The organism is Mycobacterium sp. (assembly GCF_052145595.1).
GTDB lineage: Bacteria > Actinomycetota > Actinomycetes > Mycobacteriales > Mycobacteriaceae > Mycobacterium.
The window spans coordinates 1-18,531 of the sequence record NZ_JBKQOI010000265.1; the positions used below are offsets into that span (position 1 = coordinate 1).

At 65.4% G+C, this 18,531-nt stretch carries 18 protein-coding genes and 3 pseudogenes; 16 read left to right on the forward strand and 5 right to left on the reverse strand.

Going from position 1 to position 18,531, the window contains the following annotated elements:
- Nucleotides 1-106, forward strand: a pseudogene (locus ACLP4W_RS22785) (4Fe-4S dicluster domain-containing protein); the annotation flags it as partial.
- 7 nt (nucleotides 107-113) lie between these two features.
- Entirely contained in the window at nucleotides 114-1,199 is a 1,086-nt protein-coding gene (gene nrfD, locus ACLP4W_RS22790; protein WP_442389681.1) for an NrfD/PsrC family molybdoenzyme membrane anchor subunit, read from the forward strand.
- A 30-nt stretch (nucleotides 1,200-1,229) separates the two neighbouring features.
- Here the strand turns inward: nrfD and ACLP4W_RS22795 are convergent, their stop codons facing one another.
- Both ACLP4W_RS22795 and ACLP4W_RS22800 read right to left on the reverse strand, forming a co-directional pair.
- A complete protein-coding gene (locus ACLP4W_RS22795; protein ID WP_442389682.1) occupies nucleotides 1,230-2,441 on the reverse strand; it encodes an acyl-CoA dehydrogenase family protein in 1,212 nt (403 codons plus the stop codon).
- Nucleotides 2,442-2,468: 27 nt separating this feature from the next.
- Nucleotides 2,469-3,080 (reverse strand): TetR/AcrR family transcriptional regulator, encoded by a 612-nt coding sequence (locus tag ACLP4W_RS22800; protein ID WP_442389696.1) that lies wholly within the window; start codon nucleotides 3,078-3,080, stop codon nucleotides 2,469-2,471.
- A gap of 152 nt (nucleotides 3,081-3,232) precedes the next feature.
- On the opposite strand from ACLP4W_RS22800, the gene ACLP4W_RS22805 reads away from it, so the two are divergent.
- Together ACLP4W_RS22805 and ACLP4W_RS22810 are read left to right on the forward strand one after the other, a co-directional pair.
- On the forward strand, nucleotides 3,233-4,561 hold the full coding sequence (locus ACLP4W_RS22805; protein WP_442389697.1) for a sensor histidine kinase: 1,329 nt from the start codon (nucleotides 3,233-3,235) through the stop codon (nucleotides 4,559-4,561).
- 57 nt (nucleotides 4,562-4,618) lie between these two features.
- Nucleotides 4,619-5,017, forward strand: a complete 399-nt coding sequence (locus ACLP4W_RS22810; protein WP_442389683.1) for a VOC family protein — start codon at nucleotides 4,619-4,621, stop codon at nucleotides 5,015-5,017.
- A 109-nt stretch (nucleotides 5,018-5,126) separates the two neighbouring features.
- On the opposite strand, the pseudogene ACLP4W_RS22815 reads toward ACLP4W_RS22810, so the two are convergent.
- Nucleotides 5,127-6,561: pseudogene (locus tag ACLP4W_RS22815) on the reverse strand (aldehyde dehydrogenase).
- 98 nt (nucleotides 6,562-6,659) lie between these two features.
- On the opposite strand from ACLP4W_RS22815, the gene ACLP4W_RS22820 reads away from it, so the two are divergent.
- The 12 genes and pseudogenes from ACLP4W_RS22820 to ACLP4W_RS22875 all read left to right on the forward strand — a co-directional run bounded on the left by ACLP4W_RS22820 (nucleotide 6,660) and on the right by ACLP4W_RS22875 (nucleotide 16,571).
- On the forward strand, nucleotides 6,660-7,925 hold the full coding sequence (locus ACLP4W_RS22820; protein WP_442389684.1) for an aromatic ring-hydroxylating oxygenase subunit alpha: 1,266 nt from the start codon (nucleotides 6,660-6,662) through the stop codon (nucleotides 7,923-7,925).
- Nucleotides 7,926-7,927: 2 nt separating this feature from the next.
- Nucleotides 7,928-8,257: a hypothetical protein gene (locus ACLP4W_RS22825; RefSeq protein WP_442389685.1), complete on the forward strand. Its 330-nt coding sequence runs from the start codon at nucleotides 7,928-7,930 to the stop codon at nucleotides 8,255-8,257.
- Nucleotides 8,254-9,519, forward strand: coding sequence for a metal-dependent hydrolase family protein (locus ACLP4W_RS22830; RefSeq protein WP_442389686.1), 1,266 nt, complete (start codon nucleotides 8,254-8,256; stop codon nucleotides 9,517-9,519). Before ACLP4W_RS22825 ends, ACLP4W_RS22830 begins: the two co-directional genes overlap by 4 nt.
- Entirely contained in the window at nucleotides 9,506-9,958 is a 453-nt protein-coding gene (locus tag ACLP4W_RS22835; protein WP_442389687.1) for a MarR family winged helix-turn-helix transcriptional regulator, read from the forward strand. Before ACLP4W_RS22830 ends, ACLP4W_RS22835 begins: the two co-directional genes overlap by 14 nt.
- Nucleotides 9,959-10,037: 79 nt before the next feature.
- A pseudogene (locus tag ACLP4W_RS22840) lies at nucleotides 10,038-10,346 on the forward strand (2Fe-2S iron-sulfur cluster-binding protein); the annotation flags it as partial.
- Between the two features lie 28 nt (nucleotides 10,347-10,374).
- Complete coding sequence (locus tag ACLP4W_RS22845) at nucleotides 10,375-11,118, forward strand: SDR family NAD(P)-dependent oxidoreductase (protein ID WP_442389688.1); 744 nt, start codon at nucleotides 10,375-10,377, stop codon at nucleotides 11,116-11,118.
- 51 nt (nucleotides 11,119-11,169) lie between these two features.
- On the forward strand, nucleotides 11,170-12,432 hold the full coding sequence (locus ACLP4W_RS22850; protein WP_442389689.1) for an aromatic ring-hydroxylating oxygenase subunit alpha: 1,263 nt from the start codon (nucleotides 11,170-11,172) through the stop codon (nucleotides 12,430-12,432).
- Nucleotides 12,433-12,435: 3 nt separating this feature from the next.
- Complete coding sequence (locus tag ACLP4W_RS22855; RefSeq protein WP_442389690.1) at nucleotides 12,436-12,771, forward strand: hypothetical protein; 336 nt, start codon at nucleotides 12,436-12,438, stop codon at nucleotides 12,769-12,771.
- Between the two features lie 28 nt (nucleotides 12,772-12,799).
- Nucleotides 12,800-13,645, forward strand: a complete 846-nt coding sequence (locus ACLP4W_RS22860) for a TauD/TfdA dioxygenase family protein (protein ID WP_442389691.1) — start codon at nucleotides 12,800-12,802, stop codon at nucleotides 13,643-13,645.
- Between the two features lie 7 nt (nucleotides 13,646-13,652).
- Entirely contained in the window at nucleotides 13,653-14,204 is a 552-nt protein-coding gene (locus tag ACLP4W_RS22865) for a carboxymuconolactone decarboxylase family protein (protein ID WP_442389692.1), read from the forward strand.
- Nucleotides 14,197-15,339, forward strand: a complete 1,143-nt coding sequence (locus ACLP4W_RS22870; protein ID WP_442389698.1) for an acyl-CoA dehydrogenase family protein — start codon at nucleotides 14,197-14,199, stop codon at nucleotides 15,337-15,339. Before ACLP4W_RS22865 ends, ACLP4W_RS22870 begins: the two co-directional genes overlap by 8 nt.
- Complete coding sequence (locus ACLP4W_RS22875; RefSeq protein ID WP_442389693.1) at nucleotides 15,336-16,571, forward strand: acyl-CoA dehydrogenase family protein; 1,236 nt, start codon at nucleotides 15,336-15,338, stop codon at nucleotides 16,569-16,571. The genes ACLP4W_RS22870 and ACLP4W_RS22875 overlap by 4 nt, the downstream gene beginning before the upstream one ends.
- A 24-nt stretch (nucleotides 16,572-16,595) precedes the next feature.
- On the opposite strand, the gene ACLP4W_RS22880 is transcribed toward ACLP4W_RS22875, so the two are convergent.
- Complete coding sequence (locus ACLP4W_RS22880; protein ID WP_442389694.1) at nucleotides 16,596-16,916, reverse strand: hypothetical protein; 321 nt, start codon at nucleotides 16,914-16,916, stop codon at nucleotides 16,596-16,598.
- 110 nt (nucleotides 16,917-17,026) lie between these two features.
- Entirely contained in the window at nucleotides 17,027-18,388 is a 1,362-nt protein-coding gene (locus ACLP4W_RS22885; RefSeq protein WP_442389695.1) for an aromatic ring-hydroxylating oxygenase subunit alpha, read from the reverse strand.
- Between the last annotated feature and the right edge of the window lie 143 nt (nucleotides 18,389-18,531).

An 18,531-nucleotide genomic window follows, 5' to 3' on the forward strand; every position in this document is an offset into this window, starting at 1 on the left:
CCCGCGGGTGTGCACGGCTGACCTGATGCAGATGTTCAAACGGGCGGGACTGGCCGCGGCCGGCATGTTCGGCGCGGCCGCGCTGGCTTTCTGGAAAGGCCGGTGAGGCAGCGTTGAGCACCTCCGAATTCGACAGCTTCCGCTCGCCGGAGCCCGCGGGCGGCAAACGCAAGAAAGGCAATCGCCCGGGCCGTCGGGGCGGCGGAGACGGTTCGCGCGAGATGCCGATGGTCCCCGAAGCCGAGTTCACCTCGTACTACGGACGTCCGGTGGTCAAGCCCGCGCCCTGGGGCCATGAGGTCGCGGCGTACCTGTTTCTGGGTGGTGTCGCGGGCGGGTCCGGCCTGCTGGCGGCCGGGGCCCAGCTGACCGGGCGCACGAAGCTGCGCCGCAACGCCCGGCTGTCCGCCCTGGTTGCCGTGATGCTGGGCGCGGTCGCGCTGGTGAAGGACCTGGGCCGGCCCGAGCGCTTCGTCAATATGATGCGGACGTTCAAGCTGACCTCGCCGATGAGCCTCGGCTCATGGATTCTGAGCTCCTTCAGCGCCGGCATCGGGATTGCCGCGGTGTCCGAGATCGACCGGATGACGGGGGAGCGACTTCCGTTGGGCCCGTTGCGGCCAGTGCTGCGCGCGGTGGAAGGACCCGCCGGACTGGAAGCCGCACTCTTCGCGCCGCCGCTCGCCGTCTACACCGCCGTGCTGCTCGCCGACACCGCGACACCGACATGGAACGCCGCGCACGAAGATCTTCCGTTCGTTTTCGTCAGTTCGGCGAGCCTGGCGGCATCGGGGTTGGCGATGATCACCACGCCGGTGTCCGAGGCCGGACCGGCCCGAAAGCTGGCCGTAATTGGTGTGATTGGTGACCTGGTCGCGACGAAAGTCATGGAACGCCGGATGGATCCCGTGGTCGCTGAGCCATTGCATCACGGCAGTCCCGGCCAGATGCTGCGGTGGAGCGAACGGCTCGTCATCGCGGGCGGCTTGGGCGCGCTGCTCGGCGGTCGGCACCGCGGCGTCGCCGCGCTATCCGGTCTGGCGCTCCTGACGGCGTCGGCGCTGACCCGGTTCGGCGTGTTCGAGGCGGGCAAGGAATCGGCCCGCGACCCCCGCTACACCATCGAGCCGCAGAAACGCAGGCTGGCCGCGCGCCGCGCGGCGGGGATCACGGACGACTCGATCACGACAGCTGGTTGAGGCGCCGGCTGAAGCCGGCGCGCTGGTTTCTCAACGGATGGACAGTCCCGTCAGCGCCCGCGAAATCACCAGGCGCTGGATCTCGCTGGTTCCCTCGAAGATGGTGAAGATCTTTGCGTCGCGGTGCATCCGCTCCACCGGGTAGTCGCGGGTATAGCCGTTGCCGCCCAGGATCTGGATGGCCTCGTCGGTGACATACACCGCGGTCTCGCTTGCCACCAGCTTGGCCATCGAGCCCTCGGCGGAGTCGAAGTTTTGGTTGTTGGCCGCCATCCAGCCGGCCCGCCACACCAGCAGACGAGCCGCGTCGATGCGGCTTTTCATGTCTGCCAGCTTGAACGCCACCGCCTGGAATTCACCGATCTTGCGGCCGAATTGCTCGCGCTGGCAGGCGTATTCGAGAGCGTATTCATAAGCGGCCCGTGCCACGCCGACGGCCATCGCGCCGACACCGGGCCTGGTGCGCTCGAAGGTCTTCATCGCCGCCTGTCCACCCACGGAGGCCCCGGATTTGGCCCGAGCGATCCGCGCCTCGAACTTCTCCCGGCCGCCGAGAATCAGGTCCTCGGGCAGACGGACGTTGTCGAGCACCACCTCGGCGGTGTGCGAAGCGCGGATCCCGTGCTTTTTGAATTTCTGCCCCTGGAGCAGACCTTTGCTGCCCGGCGGGATGAGGAATGTCGCCTGGCCGCGTGTTCCGAGTTCGGGATAGACCGATGCCACCACGATGTGCACGTTGGCGATACCGCCGTTGGTCGCCCAGGTCTTGGTACCGTCGAGGACCCACTCTCGGGCCGCCTCGTCGTAGCGCGCACGAGTGCGAATGGCCCCGACGTCAGAACCCGCTTCGGGCTCCGATGAGCAGAACGCGCCGAGCTTGGGGTCGCCGGGCGTACCGAACATCTCGGGAAGCCAGCGGCCGATCTGTTCAGGAGTTCCGTTGCCGGCCAACGCCGCCGCGGCCAGCGTGGTGCCCATGATGGACAGCGCGATGCCGGCGTCACCCCAGAACATCTCCTCGAACGTGGTGAGCATGCTCAGTCCCGTCGGCTCGGCCGCCTGCTGAGCGACGAAATCGGGGGAGTAGAGACCCACTTTCGCGGCCTCCTGGATCACGGGCCACGGAGTCTCCTCGCGTTCGTCCCATTCGGCGGCGGCGGGGCGGATGACCTCGGCTGCGAATTGGTGCACCCAGTCGCGGACTTCGATCACGTCGTCGCTTAATTGCAGTGAAAACGTCATGGCTTTACTCCTGAAACCGGTTGATGTTCAGACATTTTCGGGGCTCCGGTATTGCGTGAGGACGCTGAGCGTCTGGTTGACCCACGCCTCCAAGTAACGGTCTTCATCGATGTTGCCGGGCAGGCGGCCGGTCAACGCTCGCAGCGTAGCGGCATAGGACAGCGACGCGATTGCGACGGCCGCGGCCGCCTCGGGATCAGGGATGCGGGTGCGGCCGACACGATTGGACGCGGCCAGCTCGTCGGCGAACCGCTGATAGACGTTGTCGGTGATGACCTGCCACATCTTCTGGTCGAGGTCGCCGAGCTCGTCGGGTTCACGCAGCATGACCTTGAGCAAGTCCTCGCTCTGTTTGAGGTTGTCCCAGATCAGCCGGCCCGCGACCCGCACCGCCCGCGCGACGCCGTCCGGCTCGCCGGTGTCGTACTGCTCCCGGGCGGCCACGATGCTGTCGATCCGGTGCGCAACCGCGGCCTCCAACAGCTCGCGCTTGGAGCCGAAGTGCTTGTAGAGCGCGCCCGACCCCGGCGCCAGCCCGGACGCCCGCTGGATGTCGGCCACCGACGTCGCCGCGTACCCTTTGGCGGCAAAGAGCTTCAGCGCTTCGGCCAGCAGCCGATCGCGTCCCGAGGCGAGCACGGTGAGAGAGTACTCACTCACCTCAGCCCAGGGCAACTCTGGAAAACCATGGAAGTTACCGTTGCTTTTGTGGGAACCCGCGACGTCGGCTTGGCCGTGCGAGCTCGTTGATGGAGTCAGACTTTCCGGTGTTTCGGCATGTGCGGCTGCCGATGCGGGTGCTTTCACTGCGCACCATCGTCATCGTCTCCGCGCTGTCGGTGATTGCTCTCGTCCTCGCTTTGGGCGCGTGGGTGTGGATCGGCGTCACCAACGATCAATACAGTCAGCTCGATCGCCGGCTCGATTCGGTGAGCAGCCTGGGCGATATCGATACCCTGATCAACAGTGCGCAACTCACCAATCCCGATCGGCCCATGCCGGACGGCAGCCTGGTGCGCACCGCGCGCATCGGGGACGTGGCGGTGTCGGTGCCCGGCAACATCGTTCTGCCCAAACTTCCAAACGGATACGCGAACACCACCATCAACGGCGTGCAATACCGCGTCCGCACCTTCACCGCGGGTCCGGCCTCGATTGCCCTCGCGGCGCCGTTGGCTGAGGCTCAGCAACGGATCAACGAACTGCACCTGCGGGTGTTGTTGATCTGTGGCAGCGTGATCGGCGGCACGATCCTTGTCGGCTGGGTGATCTCGTTGATCATGGTCAATCCTTTCCTGCTGCTGGCCCAGCAGGCACGCGCCATCAATGCTCAGTCCAGCCCCGACGAAGTCCAGGTCCGCGGCGTGCGTGAGGCGGTAGAGATCGCCGAGGCGGTCGAGGGAATGCTGGCTCGCATCGGCAACGAGCAACAGCGCACCAAGGCGGCGCTCGAGTCGGCCCGGGACTTCGCCGCCGTCGCCTCACACGAGCTGCGCAGCCCGTTGACGGCCATGCGCACCAACCTGGAGGTGTTGTCCACCCTGGAGTTGCCCCCGGAGCAGCGTCAAGAGGTGATCGGCGACGTCATCCGCACCCAGAGTCGGATTGAAGCGACCTTAACGGCGCTCGAACGGTTAGCGCAGGGCGAACTGATCACCGTCGACGATTTTGTCCCCTTCGACATCACCGAGCTCCTGGATCGTGCCGCACACGACGCGCTTCGCATCTACCCCGACGTGCAGGTGTCGCTGGTGCCGTCGCCCACGGTATTGATGCTGGGGCTGCCCACCGGGCTGCGGTTGGTGATCGACAACGCCATCGCCAACGCCGTCAAGCACGGCGGCGCCACCGAAATCCGGCTCACCGTAAGCAGTTCCGGAGCGGGTGTGGAAATCGCCATCGACGACAACGGCACCGGGGTCCCGGAATCGGAACGCAGCACGGTCTTCGAACGCTTCTCCCGCGGGTCGACGGCTTCGCGTTCGGGCTCCGGGTTAGGGCTGGCGCTCGTCGCCCAGCAGGCCGAATTGCACGGCGGCAAAGCGTCTTTGCATGCCAGCCCGCTGGGCGGCACGCGCCTTCTGCTGCAGCTGGCCGGTGATGGGCGCGGCCCAGCATGAAGGCGACCAAGCACACGCCGGCAATGCCACGCAGCGCTGAGAACGGATACTGATGCGATGCTTGGCCACCTGGGCATCAACGTTCCTGATCTCGCCGCCGCGAAGCGCTACTACGACGCGTTGATGCCCCTCGTCGGATTCGAGCCGTTCTTCGATGCCGCCGACGAATTTGCCTATAAGCCTGCCGAGAACAAGCCGGGCACCTACCTGTTCTTCTACCCGGCAACTCAGGCGGGCGAGTACTCAGCACAGCGGACCGGCCTGCAGCACCTGGCGTTCATCGTCCGGCGCCGATCCCTGGTGCACACAGTGCACGACCATGTCAGTCAGATCGGCGGCACGGTCGTCTATCCCCCTCAGCATTTCCCGCAGTACCCCGGCCACTACTACGCCACCTTCTGGTATGACCCATTCGGTCTCAAACTCGAAACCGTGTGCCATCACGACCGCGATTAGGGGAGAGCTCTGCTACGGCGCCGCACCCTCGGGTCATGTCAGTTACCTTGACATATATCAGTCAGATTGATAGCGACAACGGCATCGTCGCTCCGCGTTGAGGGCGGCATCACTGCGCGGCTGCTGTGGAGATCGATTTGATGACCGTGTAGCCGTCGATCCCTTCGGTGCCGAGTTCACGTCCGTAGCCGCTGGCTTTGACCCCGCCGAAGGGGGCGAACGGGTCCATTGGTGTAGCCCTGGTTGACGCCGAAGGTTCCCGTGCGCACCCGGCCCGCAATGTCGGCCCCGCGACCGGGATCGGCCGTAAACACCGAACCGGCCAGACCGTAGTCGGAATCGTTGGCGATCGCGATGGCTTCTTCTTCGCCGCGGTACGGGATGGCGGTCAGGACCGGGCCGAAGATCTCCTCGCGGGCGATGCGCATGGCGTTGTCGGCGTCGGTGAACAGCGTCGGCTTCACGTACCAGCCGCGCTCGATGCCGTCGGGCAGATCGGTGCCGCCGATGACAAGACGCGCACCTTCCCGCTGGCCCTCGGTGATGTAGTTGCGGACCCGCTCCTGTTGGCGCCGTGCCACTAGCGGGCCAAGCTGCGTCGCCGGGTCGGCCGGGTCGCCGATCTGCAGCGACTCCATTTCGGCTGCCAACGCGTCGACGAACTGATCGCTGCCGTTGGCGGGCAGCAGGATTCGGGTGAGCGCATTGCAGATCTGGCCGGAGTTGGACAGGCTCGCCGACCGGATGGCCGACGCGACCGCGGCGGGATCGGCATCGTCGAGGACGATTGCGGCGGACTTGCCGCCAAGTTCGAGGCTGACCCGCTTGAGGTCGGCCGCGCAGGCCGCCGCGACCGCCTTGCCCGCGGCGGTGGAACCGGTGAATGACACCTTGTCCACACCGGGGTGGCCGATGAGCCGCTCGCCGAGTTTCGCGTCGCCGGGCAGCACGCTGACGACACCCTCCGGGAGGCCGGCTTCTTCGAGCATCGCCGCTAGCAGGAGCGCGTCGAGCGGCGATTCCGGCGCTGGCTTGACCACCACACAACAGCCGGCCAACAGCGCCGGGACGAGCTTGGTGACGATCAGAAACTGCGGCATGTTCCACGGGACGATCGCGGCGACGACACCGACGGGTTCGCGACGAAGGTCAAGATCGGAACCGTAGAAACCACGTCGGGTCTCCTGCCATCCGAAGGTCTCGGCGAGGTCGCAGAACGCGGTCATCATCATCGACGGCAGCCCGACCTGAGCGCGCTGGGCGAAGGTAGTGGGTGCGCCGATTTCGGCGGTGATCAGGTCGGCCATCTGGGAGCGTTGCGCCGCATAGAGTTTCGCGAGCCGGCGCACGGCGTGGATGCGATCGGAGGGATCCAGACGTGGCCACGGGCCTGTATCGAACGCTGTCCGTGCGCTCGTCACGGCCGCGTCGACATCGGCGGGGCCGGCCGAAGCCACCCGCGCGATGAGTGATTCGGTGTACGGCGAAATCACCGCGATCGTGTCATCGGTGCTCGGTGACGACCATCTCCCACCAATGAACAGCGTGTCATGTTGGCGCACGGAACGTCCTCCTCAACCACCAGCCGCTAGCAATATCAACTACTTGCGATTGTGATGCTGAGCATATACGGTCAGCAGACATGGCTCGCTTCCCCAAACCGTCCGAAGGCAGCTGGACACAGCACTATCCCGAGCTGGGCACTGGGCCGGTGTCCTACGAGGATTCCATCAGCCCGCAGGTCTACGAGCTCGAGCGCGCGGCGATCTTCAAACGGGCGTGGCTGAATGTTGGTCGCGTGGAAAGCCTTCCGCGCACGGGCAGCTATTTCACCAAGGAACTCAAGGTCGTCAACACGTCGATCATCGTGGTCCGCAACTCCGCCGGCAAGGTCAACGCGTTTCACAACATCTGCCGGCACCGGGGCAACAAGCTGGTATGGAATGACATGCCGCTCGAGGAGACCAGCGGTGTGTGCCGGCAGTTCACCTGCAAATACCACGCCTGGCGCTACGACCTGGACGGCAAGCTCACCCATGTGCAGCAGGAGAGCGAGTTCTTCGATCTCGACAAGGACCGGTACGGGCTGGTGCCGGTGCATTGCGACGTCTGGGAAGGGTTCATCTTCGTCAACTTCGCGCCGCGACCCGAGCAGTCGCTGCGAGAATTCCTCGGGCCGATGATCACCGATCTGGAGGGTTACCCCTTCGGCCAGATGACCTCACGGTGGTGCTACCGCTCGCAGGTGAACGCGAATTGGAAGCTCTACATGGACGCCTTCCAGGAGTTCTATCACGCACCGGTGCTGCACGCGAACCAGTCACCCACCACCTACTCCAAGGCCGCGGCCGAAGCCGGTTTCGAGGCGCCGCACTATCGCATCGAGGGCCCCCATCGCCTGGTCAGCACCTCCGGGGTACGGGCCTGGGAGATGGACCCCGACATGCGCAAGCCCATCGAAGACATCTGCCGAAGCGGGTTGTTCGGGCCTTGGGACACGGCCGATCTCGGTGAGCTGCCCACCGGCGTCAATCCGGCCAAGTGTGACCCGTGGGGACTGGACTCGTTTCAGCTGTTCCCGAACTTCGTGATCTTGATCTGGGGCCAGGGCTGGTACCTGACCTACCACTACTGGCCGACGTCCTATAACACCCACCTGTTCGAGGGCACCGTGTACTTCCCTGCGCCACGCACGCCGCGCGAAAGGGTCGCCCAGGAGCTCGCCGCGGTGACGTTCAAGGAATACGGGCTGCAGGACGCCAATACGCTGGAAGCGACCCAATCCGTGGTCGAGTCGGGCGCGGTGCGGGAATTCCTGCTCAATGACCAGGAGGTGCTGCTGCGGCATCTGCACAAGGAGACCGCCGCCTGGATCGATGACTACCAGCGCAACACGGCGGGCGTATAGCCGTGGGTGCCAGACTGCCAACCGAATTCGCCGGCCTGGAACGGTTTTCCGATTGGTGCCTCGACAGCGAGCCGCAGCGCTATCACAAGAGGCTGAGCAGTTCGATGGCCGAGATGCAAGCCTTCTACGACGCCATCACGCCGCGGGCCGAAGAAGCCATCGCGTACTGCGACAAGTTCCCGCTCGATGATCTGCCCGAGGACGTCATCAACCTGATGCACCTGCTGTACTCCATGATCATGGTGTCGTTTCCGGTGGAATGTTGGAAGCAGCCGCGGGTACCTGACTCCGGTGCGTCCAGCCTGGACTGCGTCTCCGAACCCGTCCCGTGACCATCGTCCTGCGGGCCGACCGCTGGGTCGACATCGACGCCGGCCAGGTCCGCTCACCGGCCGTGCTGGTGATCGAGGAAGACCGCATTAGCGCCGTGAATCCGGTTGAGCCGCTCCCAGATTCGGCTACCGACATCAACCTGGGCGATGTCACGCTGCTGCCGGGGCTGATGGACATGGAGCTGAACCTGCTCATCGGCGGGCCCGGTGGACCGGAGGGTCTGCCCAACCCGATGCACGGCGTGCAAGACGACCCGGCCTACCGCACGCTGCGCGGCGCCGTGAATGCCCACACCACCCTGAACGCGGGGTTCACCACGGTGCGCAATCTCGGTCTGATGGTCAAGACCGGCGGCTACCTGCTGGACGTCGCTCTGCAGCGTGCGATCGACCAGGGCTGGCACACCGGCCCGCGGATCGTGCCCGCCGGCCACGCCGTCACGCCCTACGGTGGGCACCTCGATCCGACGGTATTTCAGCGCCTGGCGCCCGGCATAATGCCGCTGAGCGTGGCGGAAGGCATAGCCAATGGGGTGCCCGACGTACGCGCGTGCGTGCGCTACCAGATTCGCCACGGCGCCAAGGTGATCAAGGTGTCCGCTTCGGGCGGTGTGATGTCGCACAGCACGGCACCGGGGGCCCAGCAGTACTCCGACGAGGAGTTCGCCGCCATCGCCGACGAGGCACATCGCGCCGGGATCCGGGTTGCCGCCCACGCCGTCGGCGACACCGCCATCCGCGCCTGTATCAGGGCGGGTATCGACTGCATCGAACACGGGTTCCTGGCCACCGACGAGACGATTCAGATGATGGTCGACCACGGCACCTTCCTGGTGTCGACGACCTACCTGACTGACGCGATGGCCGTCGACCGGATCGCACCCGAGTTGCGCAAGAAGGCCAACGAGGTGTTTCCCCGGGCAAAGTCGATGCTGCCCAAGGCGATTGCGGCCGGCGTGCGCATCGCCTGCGGCACCGACGCACCCGCGATCCCGCACGGGCAGAACGCGAAAGAGCTGTGCGCGCTGGTGGAGCGAGGTATGACACCCATGCAGGCGATCCGCGCGGCGACGGTGACCAGCGCCGAGCTCATCGAGGCCGACCACGAACTGGGCCGCCTCGCGCCCGGTTATCTCGCCGACATCATTGCCGTGCCGGATGATCCCGCACAGGACATCACGACCACTTGCGACGTCCGGTTCGTCATGAAAGACGGTCGCATCTACCGGAACGATCCCGGAGCAGGGCATGGAAATCACTGACAACATTCTGTGGCTGCTGAAGCAGGCTTTTCACTTCTCGCTGACGACCGTGAACGAGGCGATCAGCGGCCATGGAGTGACGACGGCGCAGATCGGTTTGATGCGTCAGCTGGCCAACGAACCCGGCTTGTCAGGCGCCGAGCTTGCCCGGCGACTGTTGATCAGCCCGCAGGGTGCCCAGCTCGCGCTGGCCGCACTGGAACGTCGTGGTCTGGTGGAGCGCAAACAGGATCCGCAGCACCGACGGATCATGCAGGCGCACCTGACCGACGAGGGACGAGCCGTCACCACGGCGGTGCTGGCCGACGCGATCGCCGCTCACGAGAGCGTGTTCGGGGTGCTTACAGCCGACGAGCAACAGCTGTTGCACGACCTGCTTGCCCGTGTCGTCGAAAAGGGCACGGGGCATATCTTGTTCACCGAACACACCGAGGCTTAGCCGGCGGATGTCAAGTAGTTGATGAATATGACAAGTACTTGATATTCTCCCCTGGATGGGACAAGCGAGTGCAAGCGGCGACGTCGACGCCGCAGCGGGCATCGACGGCCCGACGACGGAGCAGGTGACGATCAAACTCGACCGCAAGACCACCACCGTGAGGTACCGAGAGGGCGATACCTTGCTGCAAACGGCGCGCATCGCGGGCCTGTCTGCGCCGTCGTCTTGTGAAATCGGCAACTGCGGAACGTGTATGGCTCGGCTGACTAACGGCAGCGCACGCATGATCACCAACGATGCGCTCACCGAGGAGGAAGTAGCCGAGGGTTGGGTATTGACCTGCCAGTCGCTGCCGACTAGTGAAACAGTAACGGTGGTCTACGAGTGACGGGACGGTCAGTAATGAGGCACACGCAATGACACGGGTGGCGGTGGTGACCGGCGGCGCGTCGGGCATGGGGGAGGCTACGTGCCACGAGCTGGGCCGACGCGGACACAAGGTCGCGGTACTCGACATCAACGGCGAAGCGGCGCAACGAGTTTCTGAAGAGCTTCGCGCAGAAGGGGTCGAGGCACTCGGTGTGGCGGCCGATGTCACCAGCCGCCCGGCGGTGGAGGAGGCCTTCGCCAAGGTGCGAAGCGAGTTGGGACCGGTGACCATCCTGGTGACAAGCGCGGGGATGGTTGGCTTCGCACCGTTTATCGACATCACGCCCGAGTCCTGGTCCCGCATCATCGACGTCAACCTGACCGGCACGTTCCACTGCTGTCAGGTGGCGCTGCCCGACATGATCGCGGCCAAATGGGGCCGCATCGTGATGATTTCGTCATCCAGCGCGCAGCGGGGGTCGCCGCGAATGGCACACTACGCGGCCTCCAAGGGTGCGGTGATCACGCTGACCAAATCGCTGGCCAATGAATATGCGGGGCTGGGAATCACCGTCAACAACATCCCCCCATCGGGAATTGAAACGCCGATGCAGCGTCAGTCGCAGGCCCAGGGGCACGTGGTGGCCAATGAGGAGCTGGCCCGCAGGATTCCGGTCGGGCACCTGGGCACCGGCGACGACATCGCCGCGGCGGTGGGTTTCTTGTGCTCGGAGGAGGCGGGGTTTATCACCGGTCAGGTCCTCGGGGTGAACGGCGGGGCAGTGATGTGAGAGAGCCGGCACAACACGGTTCGACACGGCGTCAACGAGAGGCAGGTTCTCATGGGTCGATGGCCTAAGCCGGCGGAGGGCAGCTGGACCGAGCACTATCCGGAATTGGGCATCGGCCCGATTTCGTTCCGCGACTCGACATCACCGGAGTTCTACGGGCTCGAACGCGAGGCGATCTTCAAACGTGCCTGGCTGAACGTCGGCCGCGTGGAGGAGCTGCCGCGCGTGGGCAGCTACTTCACCAAGGAGATCGAGGCTGCGCCCGCGTCGATCATCGTGGTCAAAGGCAAAGACGAGGTGATCCGGGCCTTCCACAACATCTGCCGCCATCGCGGTAACAAGCTGGTGTGGAACGACTTTCCGCATGAGGAGACCAACGGGACGTGCCGGCAGTTCACCTGCAAATACCACGGCTGGCGTTACGGCCTGGATGGCGCATTGACGTTCGTGCAGCAAGACCCGGAGTTCTTCGACCTCGACCCCGCCGACTACGGCCTGCGCCCCGTGCACTGCGACGTATGGAACGGCTTCATCTTCATCAACCTCGATGAACAGCCGCGACAGAGCCTGCGTGACTTCCTCGGGCCGATGATCACCGGCCTGGACGACTACCCGTTCGGCAAGCTGACGGAGCGGTACGACTTCCTGGCGCACAACAACAGCAACTGGAAGATCTTCGCCGACGCGTTCCAGGAGTACTACCACGTCCCGGCGCTGCATCCCCAGCAAGTCCCCGCCGTCGTGCGCGACCCCAATGCCGGGTTTGAATGCGCCCACTTCCAGATCGACGGACCGCACCGGGTGGTGTCGACCGCGGGCACCCGCCGTTGGTTGATGGCCCCGGAATACATGTATCCGATCGAACGGGCAACTCGCAGCGGGCTTGTCGGGCCCTGGCGTACCCCCGACATCGGCGAGATGCCGGCCGGGCTGAATCCCGGCGGTATCGATCCGTGGGGCATCAGCAATTTTCAGATCTTCCCCAACCTCGAGATCCTGATCTACGGAGGCTGGTATCTGGTTTACCGGTACTGGCCGACGTCCCACAACACGCACCGATTCGAGGCCTACACCGCCTTCCATCCGGCCCGTAGCGTGCGGGAACGCATCGAGCACGAAGTGGCCGCGGTGGTGCTCAAGGAGTTCGCCCTGCAGGATGCCGGTATGCTCGGCGGCACCCAGGCGGCGCTGGAAACCGGGATCGTCGACGAGTTCCCGCTCAACGACCAGGAGATCCTGGTTCGCCATCTACACAAAGAGGTCGTCGATTGGGTCGAGCAGTATCAGCGCGAAACCCAGCCGGTGGGGGTGTGAGCGATGACCGAATCTCTTTTGCCCAGCGCCTTCGCCGAACTCGAGGGCTTCGCTCAAACGTGGTGTCTGCCAACCGAAGCCGAACGCTGGAATCAGCGGTCGGCCAGCAGCATGGCTGAGATGCGGGAATTCTATGATGCGTTTTTCCCCCGCGTGGAAGAAGCCATCGAGTACTGCGACAAGTTCTCTTTGGATGACCTGCCCGAGGATGCGGTGCACCTGCTGCGCCTCATCTACTCGTTGGTGATGGTCGCGATGGCCGTCGAAGTCTTCGGTCAGCCCAAGCCGACCGACTCCGCCGACGCCGTCCTTGACCGCGTTGGCGAACCAGTGCCCTGACCGCCGGGCCCATCAGAAAGGACACGCGATGAGTGTGCTCACCCTCAACAAGCTCACGTCGTCGGTCGGCGCCGAGGTTGTCGGCATCGAGGCCGACCGGTTGACGTCCGACGACCTGCTCGGGCGGGCAGTGTTGGCGGCGCTGGAAGACAACGGCGTATTGGTCTTCCGCGAGCTGGGTCTGGACCCCGAAACGCAGGTGGAGTTCTGCCGCCGGCTCGGCGAGGTCGACCACTCTTCGGACGGCCACCATCCGGTCGCGGGCATCTACCCGATCACGCTGGACACCTCGAAGAACTCCTCGGCCGCCTACCTGCGAGCCACCTTCGATTGGCACATCGATGGATGTACTCCCCTCGGCGAGGAGTGCCCGCAGAAAGCCACCCTGCTGTCGGCGGTCGCGGTGGCCGAGCGCGGCGGCGAAACCGAATTCGCGAATTCGTATGCGGCCTACGAAGAATTGAGCGACGAGGAAAAGCGCCGGCTCGGCTCGCTGCGGGTGGTGCATTCCCTGGAAGCCTCACAGCGCCGCATCACCCCCGAGCCCACGCCGGAGCAGGTGCAGCGCTGGCGGCAACGGCGCACGCATGAGCACCCGCTGGTCTGGACCCATCGTAGCGGCCGCAAATCGCTTGTCCTGGGCGCCTCGGCGGACTATGTGGTCGGCATGGACCTCGACGAGGGCCGTGCGTTGCTGGCCGAATTATTGGACCGCGCAACCAGTCCGGACAAGATCTATCGGCACAGCTGGTCGGTGGGTGACACCGTCATCTGGGACAACCAGGGGGTGTTGCACCGAGCGGCACCCTATGACCCGGATTCACCGCGGGAGATGCTGCGCACCACTGTGCTGGGCGACGAACCGATCGAGTAGACGCATAGTGTCCACCCAACGCCCGCCGCGACTGACGCCGCTGCCTGACGAGGAATGGGATGATCGAACGCGCGCCGCACTGACGGCACTGTTACCGCCCGAGCGGACCAATGCACGCGACGCCGGCAACATTCTGGCGACGATGGCGCGCCACCCCGACCTGACCCGGGCATACCTGCGGTTCAACGCCTACCTGCTGATCGACTCCACCCTGTCGGCGCGGGTGCGTGAGATCGCCCTGCTGCGGGTCGTGCACCGGCGCGACTGCGGCTACCTGTGGTCACACCACATCCCGATCGCCCGGCGGGCCGGGCTCTCTACCGCGGAGATCGACGCGATTCGGTACGACGCGATGACGGATGACCTGGACCGCGTGGTGGTCCGTGCGGTCGACGAACTCGACGAGCACAGCACGATTCTCGATGCGACGTGGGCAGAGCTGGGCTGGCACTTCGACGACCGGCAACGAATGGATCTAGTGTTCACCGTGGGTGGTTACTGCTTGCTGGCCGTGGCCGTCAACACGTTCGGAATCGAGGATGAACACCGTGATGGCTGACGCCACCCCACCGGAAGCGGAGCTGTTCGTTTCCACCGCGCGCGCGTTCTTGGACAGGTACGCATCGCTCGAGCGGGTCCGCGCCCTGCACGCCGAAGGCCTCTCCTTTGACCGTGCCTGGTGGGTCCGCGCGGCTGAACTGGGCTGGGCCGGCCTGCTGGTGCCCGAGGAACTCGGTGGTGGCAGCGTGTCGGGCGACGGCCTCAAAGACCTGGCGCTGATCGCCGAAAACCTCGGACACACGGTGGCCCCCGGGCCGCTGTACCCCGTCAGCATCGTGTTGGCCGCCCTGACCGAGGCCGACAACCGCGACCAACACCTACCGACGATCGAGTCCGTGATGTCGGGCGAGGCGGTGGCGGCGTGGGCGGTCGATGAGCCGAACCGCCCGTTCTCGCCGCAGCAGCCGACCGTCACCGCCAAACCGACCGCCGACGGCTACCGCATCGACGGGGTGAAGGATCGGGTGGAGGCGGGGGCCGAGTCCACGCTGCTGCTGGTGGTGGCGCGCAGCGAAGACGGGCCGCGCCAGTTCGTGGTGCCCGCCGACGCACCCGGCGTCTCCGTGGTCCCGCAGCGATCGTTGGATCTCGTGAAACGTTACGCGCGAGTGCATTTCGACGGTGTGCGTGTCGAAGCTTCCGCGGCGGTCGGGTCGGTGGCACAGGCGCCGGCCCTGATCGATCGTCAGGCGCAGATCGCCGTGGTGCTGCAGTGCGCCGAAATCGTCGGGATCCTCGACACCGTCTTGGATATGACCATCCGGTGGGCGCTGGACCGGCACAGTTTCGGCCGCCCATTGGCGTCCTATCAGGCCCTCAAACACCGCCTCGCGGACATGAAGATGTGGCTGGAGGCCTGCCGCGCGATCACCGACGGTGCGGTCGCAGACGTCGCCGCCCGCAACCCCGACGCGCCGCTGACGGTGAGCGCCGCCAAGTCCTACCTCGGCGAGCACGCCACCATGATCGCTCAAGAATGTGTGCAACTCCATGGCGGCATCGGCGTCACCTGGGAACACGACCTGCATATGTTCGTGCGCCGAATAACTCTGTACCGCGGGATGTTTGGAACGCCCGCCGAACACCATCGGGCCATATACGCCCGACTGAGAAACTCGGGATCGGCGGCATGACCGAATCCGTGGAGGCCTTCGCGGCGCGGGCCCGAGAATGGCTTGCCCAGAATATGCCGCGGCTCGATCCCGCTCGCCCACCTCTAGCCGGCCGCGGTGACGACGCCGCTTGGCAGCGGGCCCGCGACCTGCAAAGGCGGCTCCACGGGGGAGGCTTCGCGGGAATTTGCTTTCCCCGCGAATACGGCGGGCTCGGCCTGGACGTCGCCTACCAAAAGGCGTTTGACGCCGAGACCGCGGGCTACGAGATGCCGCTGATCCTCAACACGCCAACCTTCACGATCTGCTGCGCGAGCCTGCTCGACACCGGCACTGAAGCGCAGAAACGCCAGCACATTCCGGTGGCACTCCGCGGCGAAGAGGTGCTGGTCCAACTGCTTTCCGAGCCCAGCGGCGGCTCGGACCTCGCCGGGCTGATCACCCGCGCCGACCACGACGGGCACACGTGGATCATCAACGGCGCCAAGACCTGGAGCACTAGCGCGTTTGCCGCCGATTACGGCCTGCTGCTGGCCCGCACCGATTTTATGGTGCCCAAGCATGAGGGCCTCACGATGTTCCTGGTTCCGATCAACGCGCCCGGCGTAACTCTGCGCCGCATTCGGCAGGTCGACGGGTCGACGGAGTTTTGCGAGGAATTCTTCGACGGCCTGCGGCTGGGCGACGACGCCGTCGTCGGTGAGGTCAACAAGGGCTGGGATGTCGCGTCGCGGCTGCTGCATCACGAGCGGCGCGCGGTTGGACACGGGTCGGAATACGCCAGCGGCCGGGGCCGCGAACGCTCCGAGGACGCACTGACGGACTTCTTCGCCCTGGCCGAGGCCGCCGGCTCGGCCGACAGCGAGGCCACACAGGACATGGTGGGTCGGGTGTTGGCCCGGCGGATGGTGCGCGACCGACTTGTCGACCACGTGTCCCGGGCCATGCGCGACGGGTCGCTGCCCCCGGCGGCGGGGTCGATCATCCGGCTATTCCACTCCGATGTGACCTGTCTGGAGGTGGACACGGCGATGGAGATCACCGGAAGCAGCGGCGTCGTCGAGGATGACCACCACCTGCTCAAGGTGGGGGAGCGCTACCTGTCCCGCCAGACCGTCGCGCTCGGCGGGGGCAGCAATGAGATGGCGCGTAACGTGATCGGCGAACGAGTCTTGGGCTTCCCGCGCGAATACGCCGCGGACCGCGGCGTGCCCTTCAACCAGGTCAGACACAACGAGCGAGCCAGGAACTGACCCAGAAACTGACTTGGCGTCGATTCACAACGGGGTCGTTTGTTGGGCCAGGTTCAGCAAAACGTAGGCGACGCAGAAAAGAAAATTCAATACCACCAGGACCAAGCCCGCAAACATCAGGGAACGGGTGCCGCGTCGTTTGAGCCGCTTGAACTTCGCGACGCGAGCCTCGCGGTTAAGCTCGATCGCGATCAGAGCGAAGTTGACATCCGTGACTTCGTCGTCCGCGGCGGGCACGCCCGCCAGCATCGCCTTGAGGCGATCCGGCGCGGTTTGGACCCCGACGCGCTCGAAGCGCTGGCACAGCCGTCGCGCCCGTCTCTGGCCGAGAGCTTGATATCGCATCTGTAGGTGATGCGAAAGTTGCCCTCGTTCGTTGCCCCAGGCGTTTGACGGGGTCGTCACAAGCGGGGATTCTAGTTCGCTTCGGAGCACTTTCGGGGTTTCTGCGCCAATTATGTTGGCAGAGTTTGATCGGGCGCGCCGCCACTCATCCGTTCGGGCTCGGGCAGGTCCAGGTAGCGCTCGAGGTTGCGATGCATGTTGATCACGCGCCGCTCCTCGCCGGAGAGCACCAAATTGGTGAAGCCGGGTTGGTGCAGGCCGCGCTGCAAGCCCGCGAGCAGCCGGATGTCCTGGGTGAGCACCAAGCCAGGTTCGGCTTCGCCGGCGGTCGTGCGGACATCCGTCGGCTTGTTGCGCTCCGCACCCGGCGGCATCCGCGTCATCAAGAACATGACCAGCTCGCCAGTGTCGGGGCTGGAGATGGGATTGGCACCGGGCCGCGAGCACATGATTGTCAAGTGGTCGGCGTTGGCCAGCAACGTCATGTTCGGGAACACGTTGTACTGGTGCAGCCGAGTGATCCGGTCGGTGTCCGCCCAGTCGAGGTCGACCCCGCGCTGCGCGGCGAACGCCCGGGTGCGTGCCGCGATCAGGTCGGCAACCGTCTGGCCGGGCCGGCGTTCGTCGCTGGGGAACGGTGTGCCTTCGGCCGCGCCCATCAGCGCGCCCTGGGTGTAGACGTAGGCGTCCCAGACCTCTTCGTCGCTCAGCGCGTCGTCAAAGCGTGGGCTCTGCACACCATAGGGCTGGTCGGACTTGCCCGTGTGACCCCAAATCTGTTGTGGCGCATGGATGTCATCGACACAGCGCAGCAATTCCGGATGCAGGGTCTGAATGTGGTAGGTCTCGCTGTAGCCATCGGCGATCGTCTTCCAGTTCGCGTCAACCTCGACCGTGAGCGTGGCGTAGCAACGGAAGTCGCGCAGATTGCACCAGGCGATGTCTTCGGGCACCGCCTCGAGGTACTCGGTCAACTGCATCGCGCCCATGTCGAGGTTGACGAAGACCAGCCCGTCCCAAACCTCGACCCGGGCCGGCACCAGCGGGAAGTCGGACATTCGTAGCGAGCCGAAGCCCTTGCGGTTGGGCACCCGCTTGAGCGCGCCGGCCAGGTCCCAGGTCCAGCCGTGGTAGCCGCACTTGAGCTCGCGCAATCCCGATCCCGAGCCCACGCACAGTGAGTTGCCGCGATGGCGACACGCGTTCTGGAATGCGCGCAACACGCCGTCGTCTCCCCGGACGATCAGCACACCGTATGGGCCACAACGGTATTCGAAGTAGTCGCCCGGCTCCGCCACATGATCGACCATGCACGCGACCTGCCACACCTTCGGCCACATCCGCTCGATCTCGAGCGCGGCGAACGCCGGAGAGTAATACCGTTCGGCCGGCACCAGTGTCGGCGACGCGGGCGGCGTTCCGATCGCGTCCTCGTCGCGGGTGCGAGCCGGGTTGCCGGCGACTGCCTTCATGGGCGTTTGACGCGCGGGACCCTTAACGCGCTCCGCGCACCAGCCGGCCGGGCCGCGCCCCGGTGTCGACATCATTTCGGCGCGTCACCGTTCCGCTGACGATCGTCGCCGCGTATCCGCTTGCTCCCTGCAGGATCCGGTTT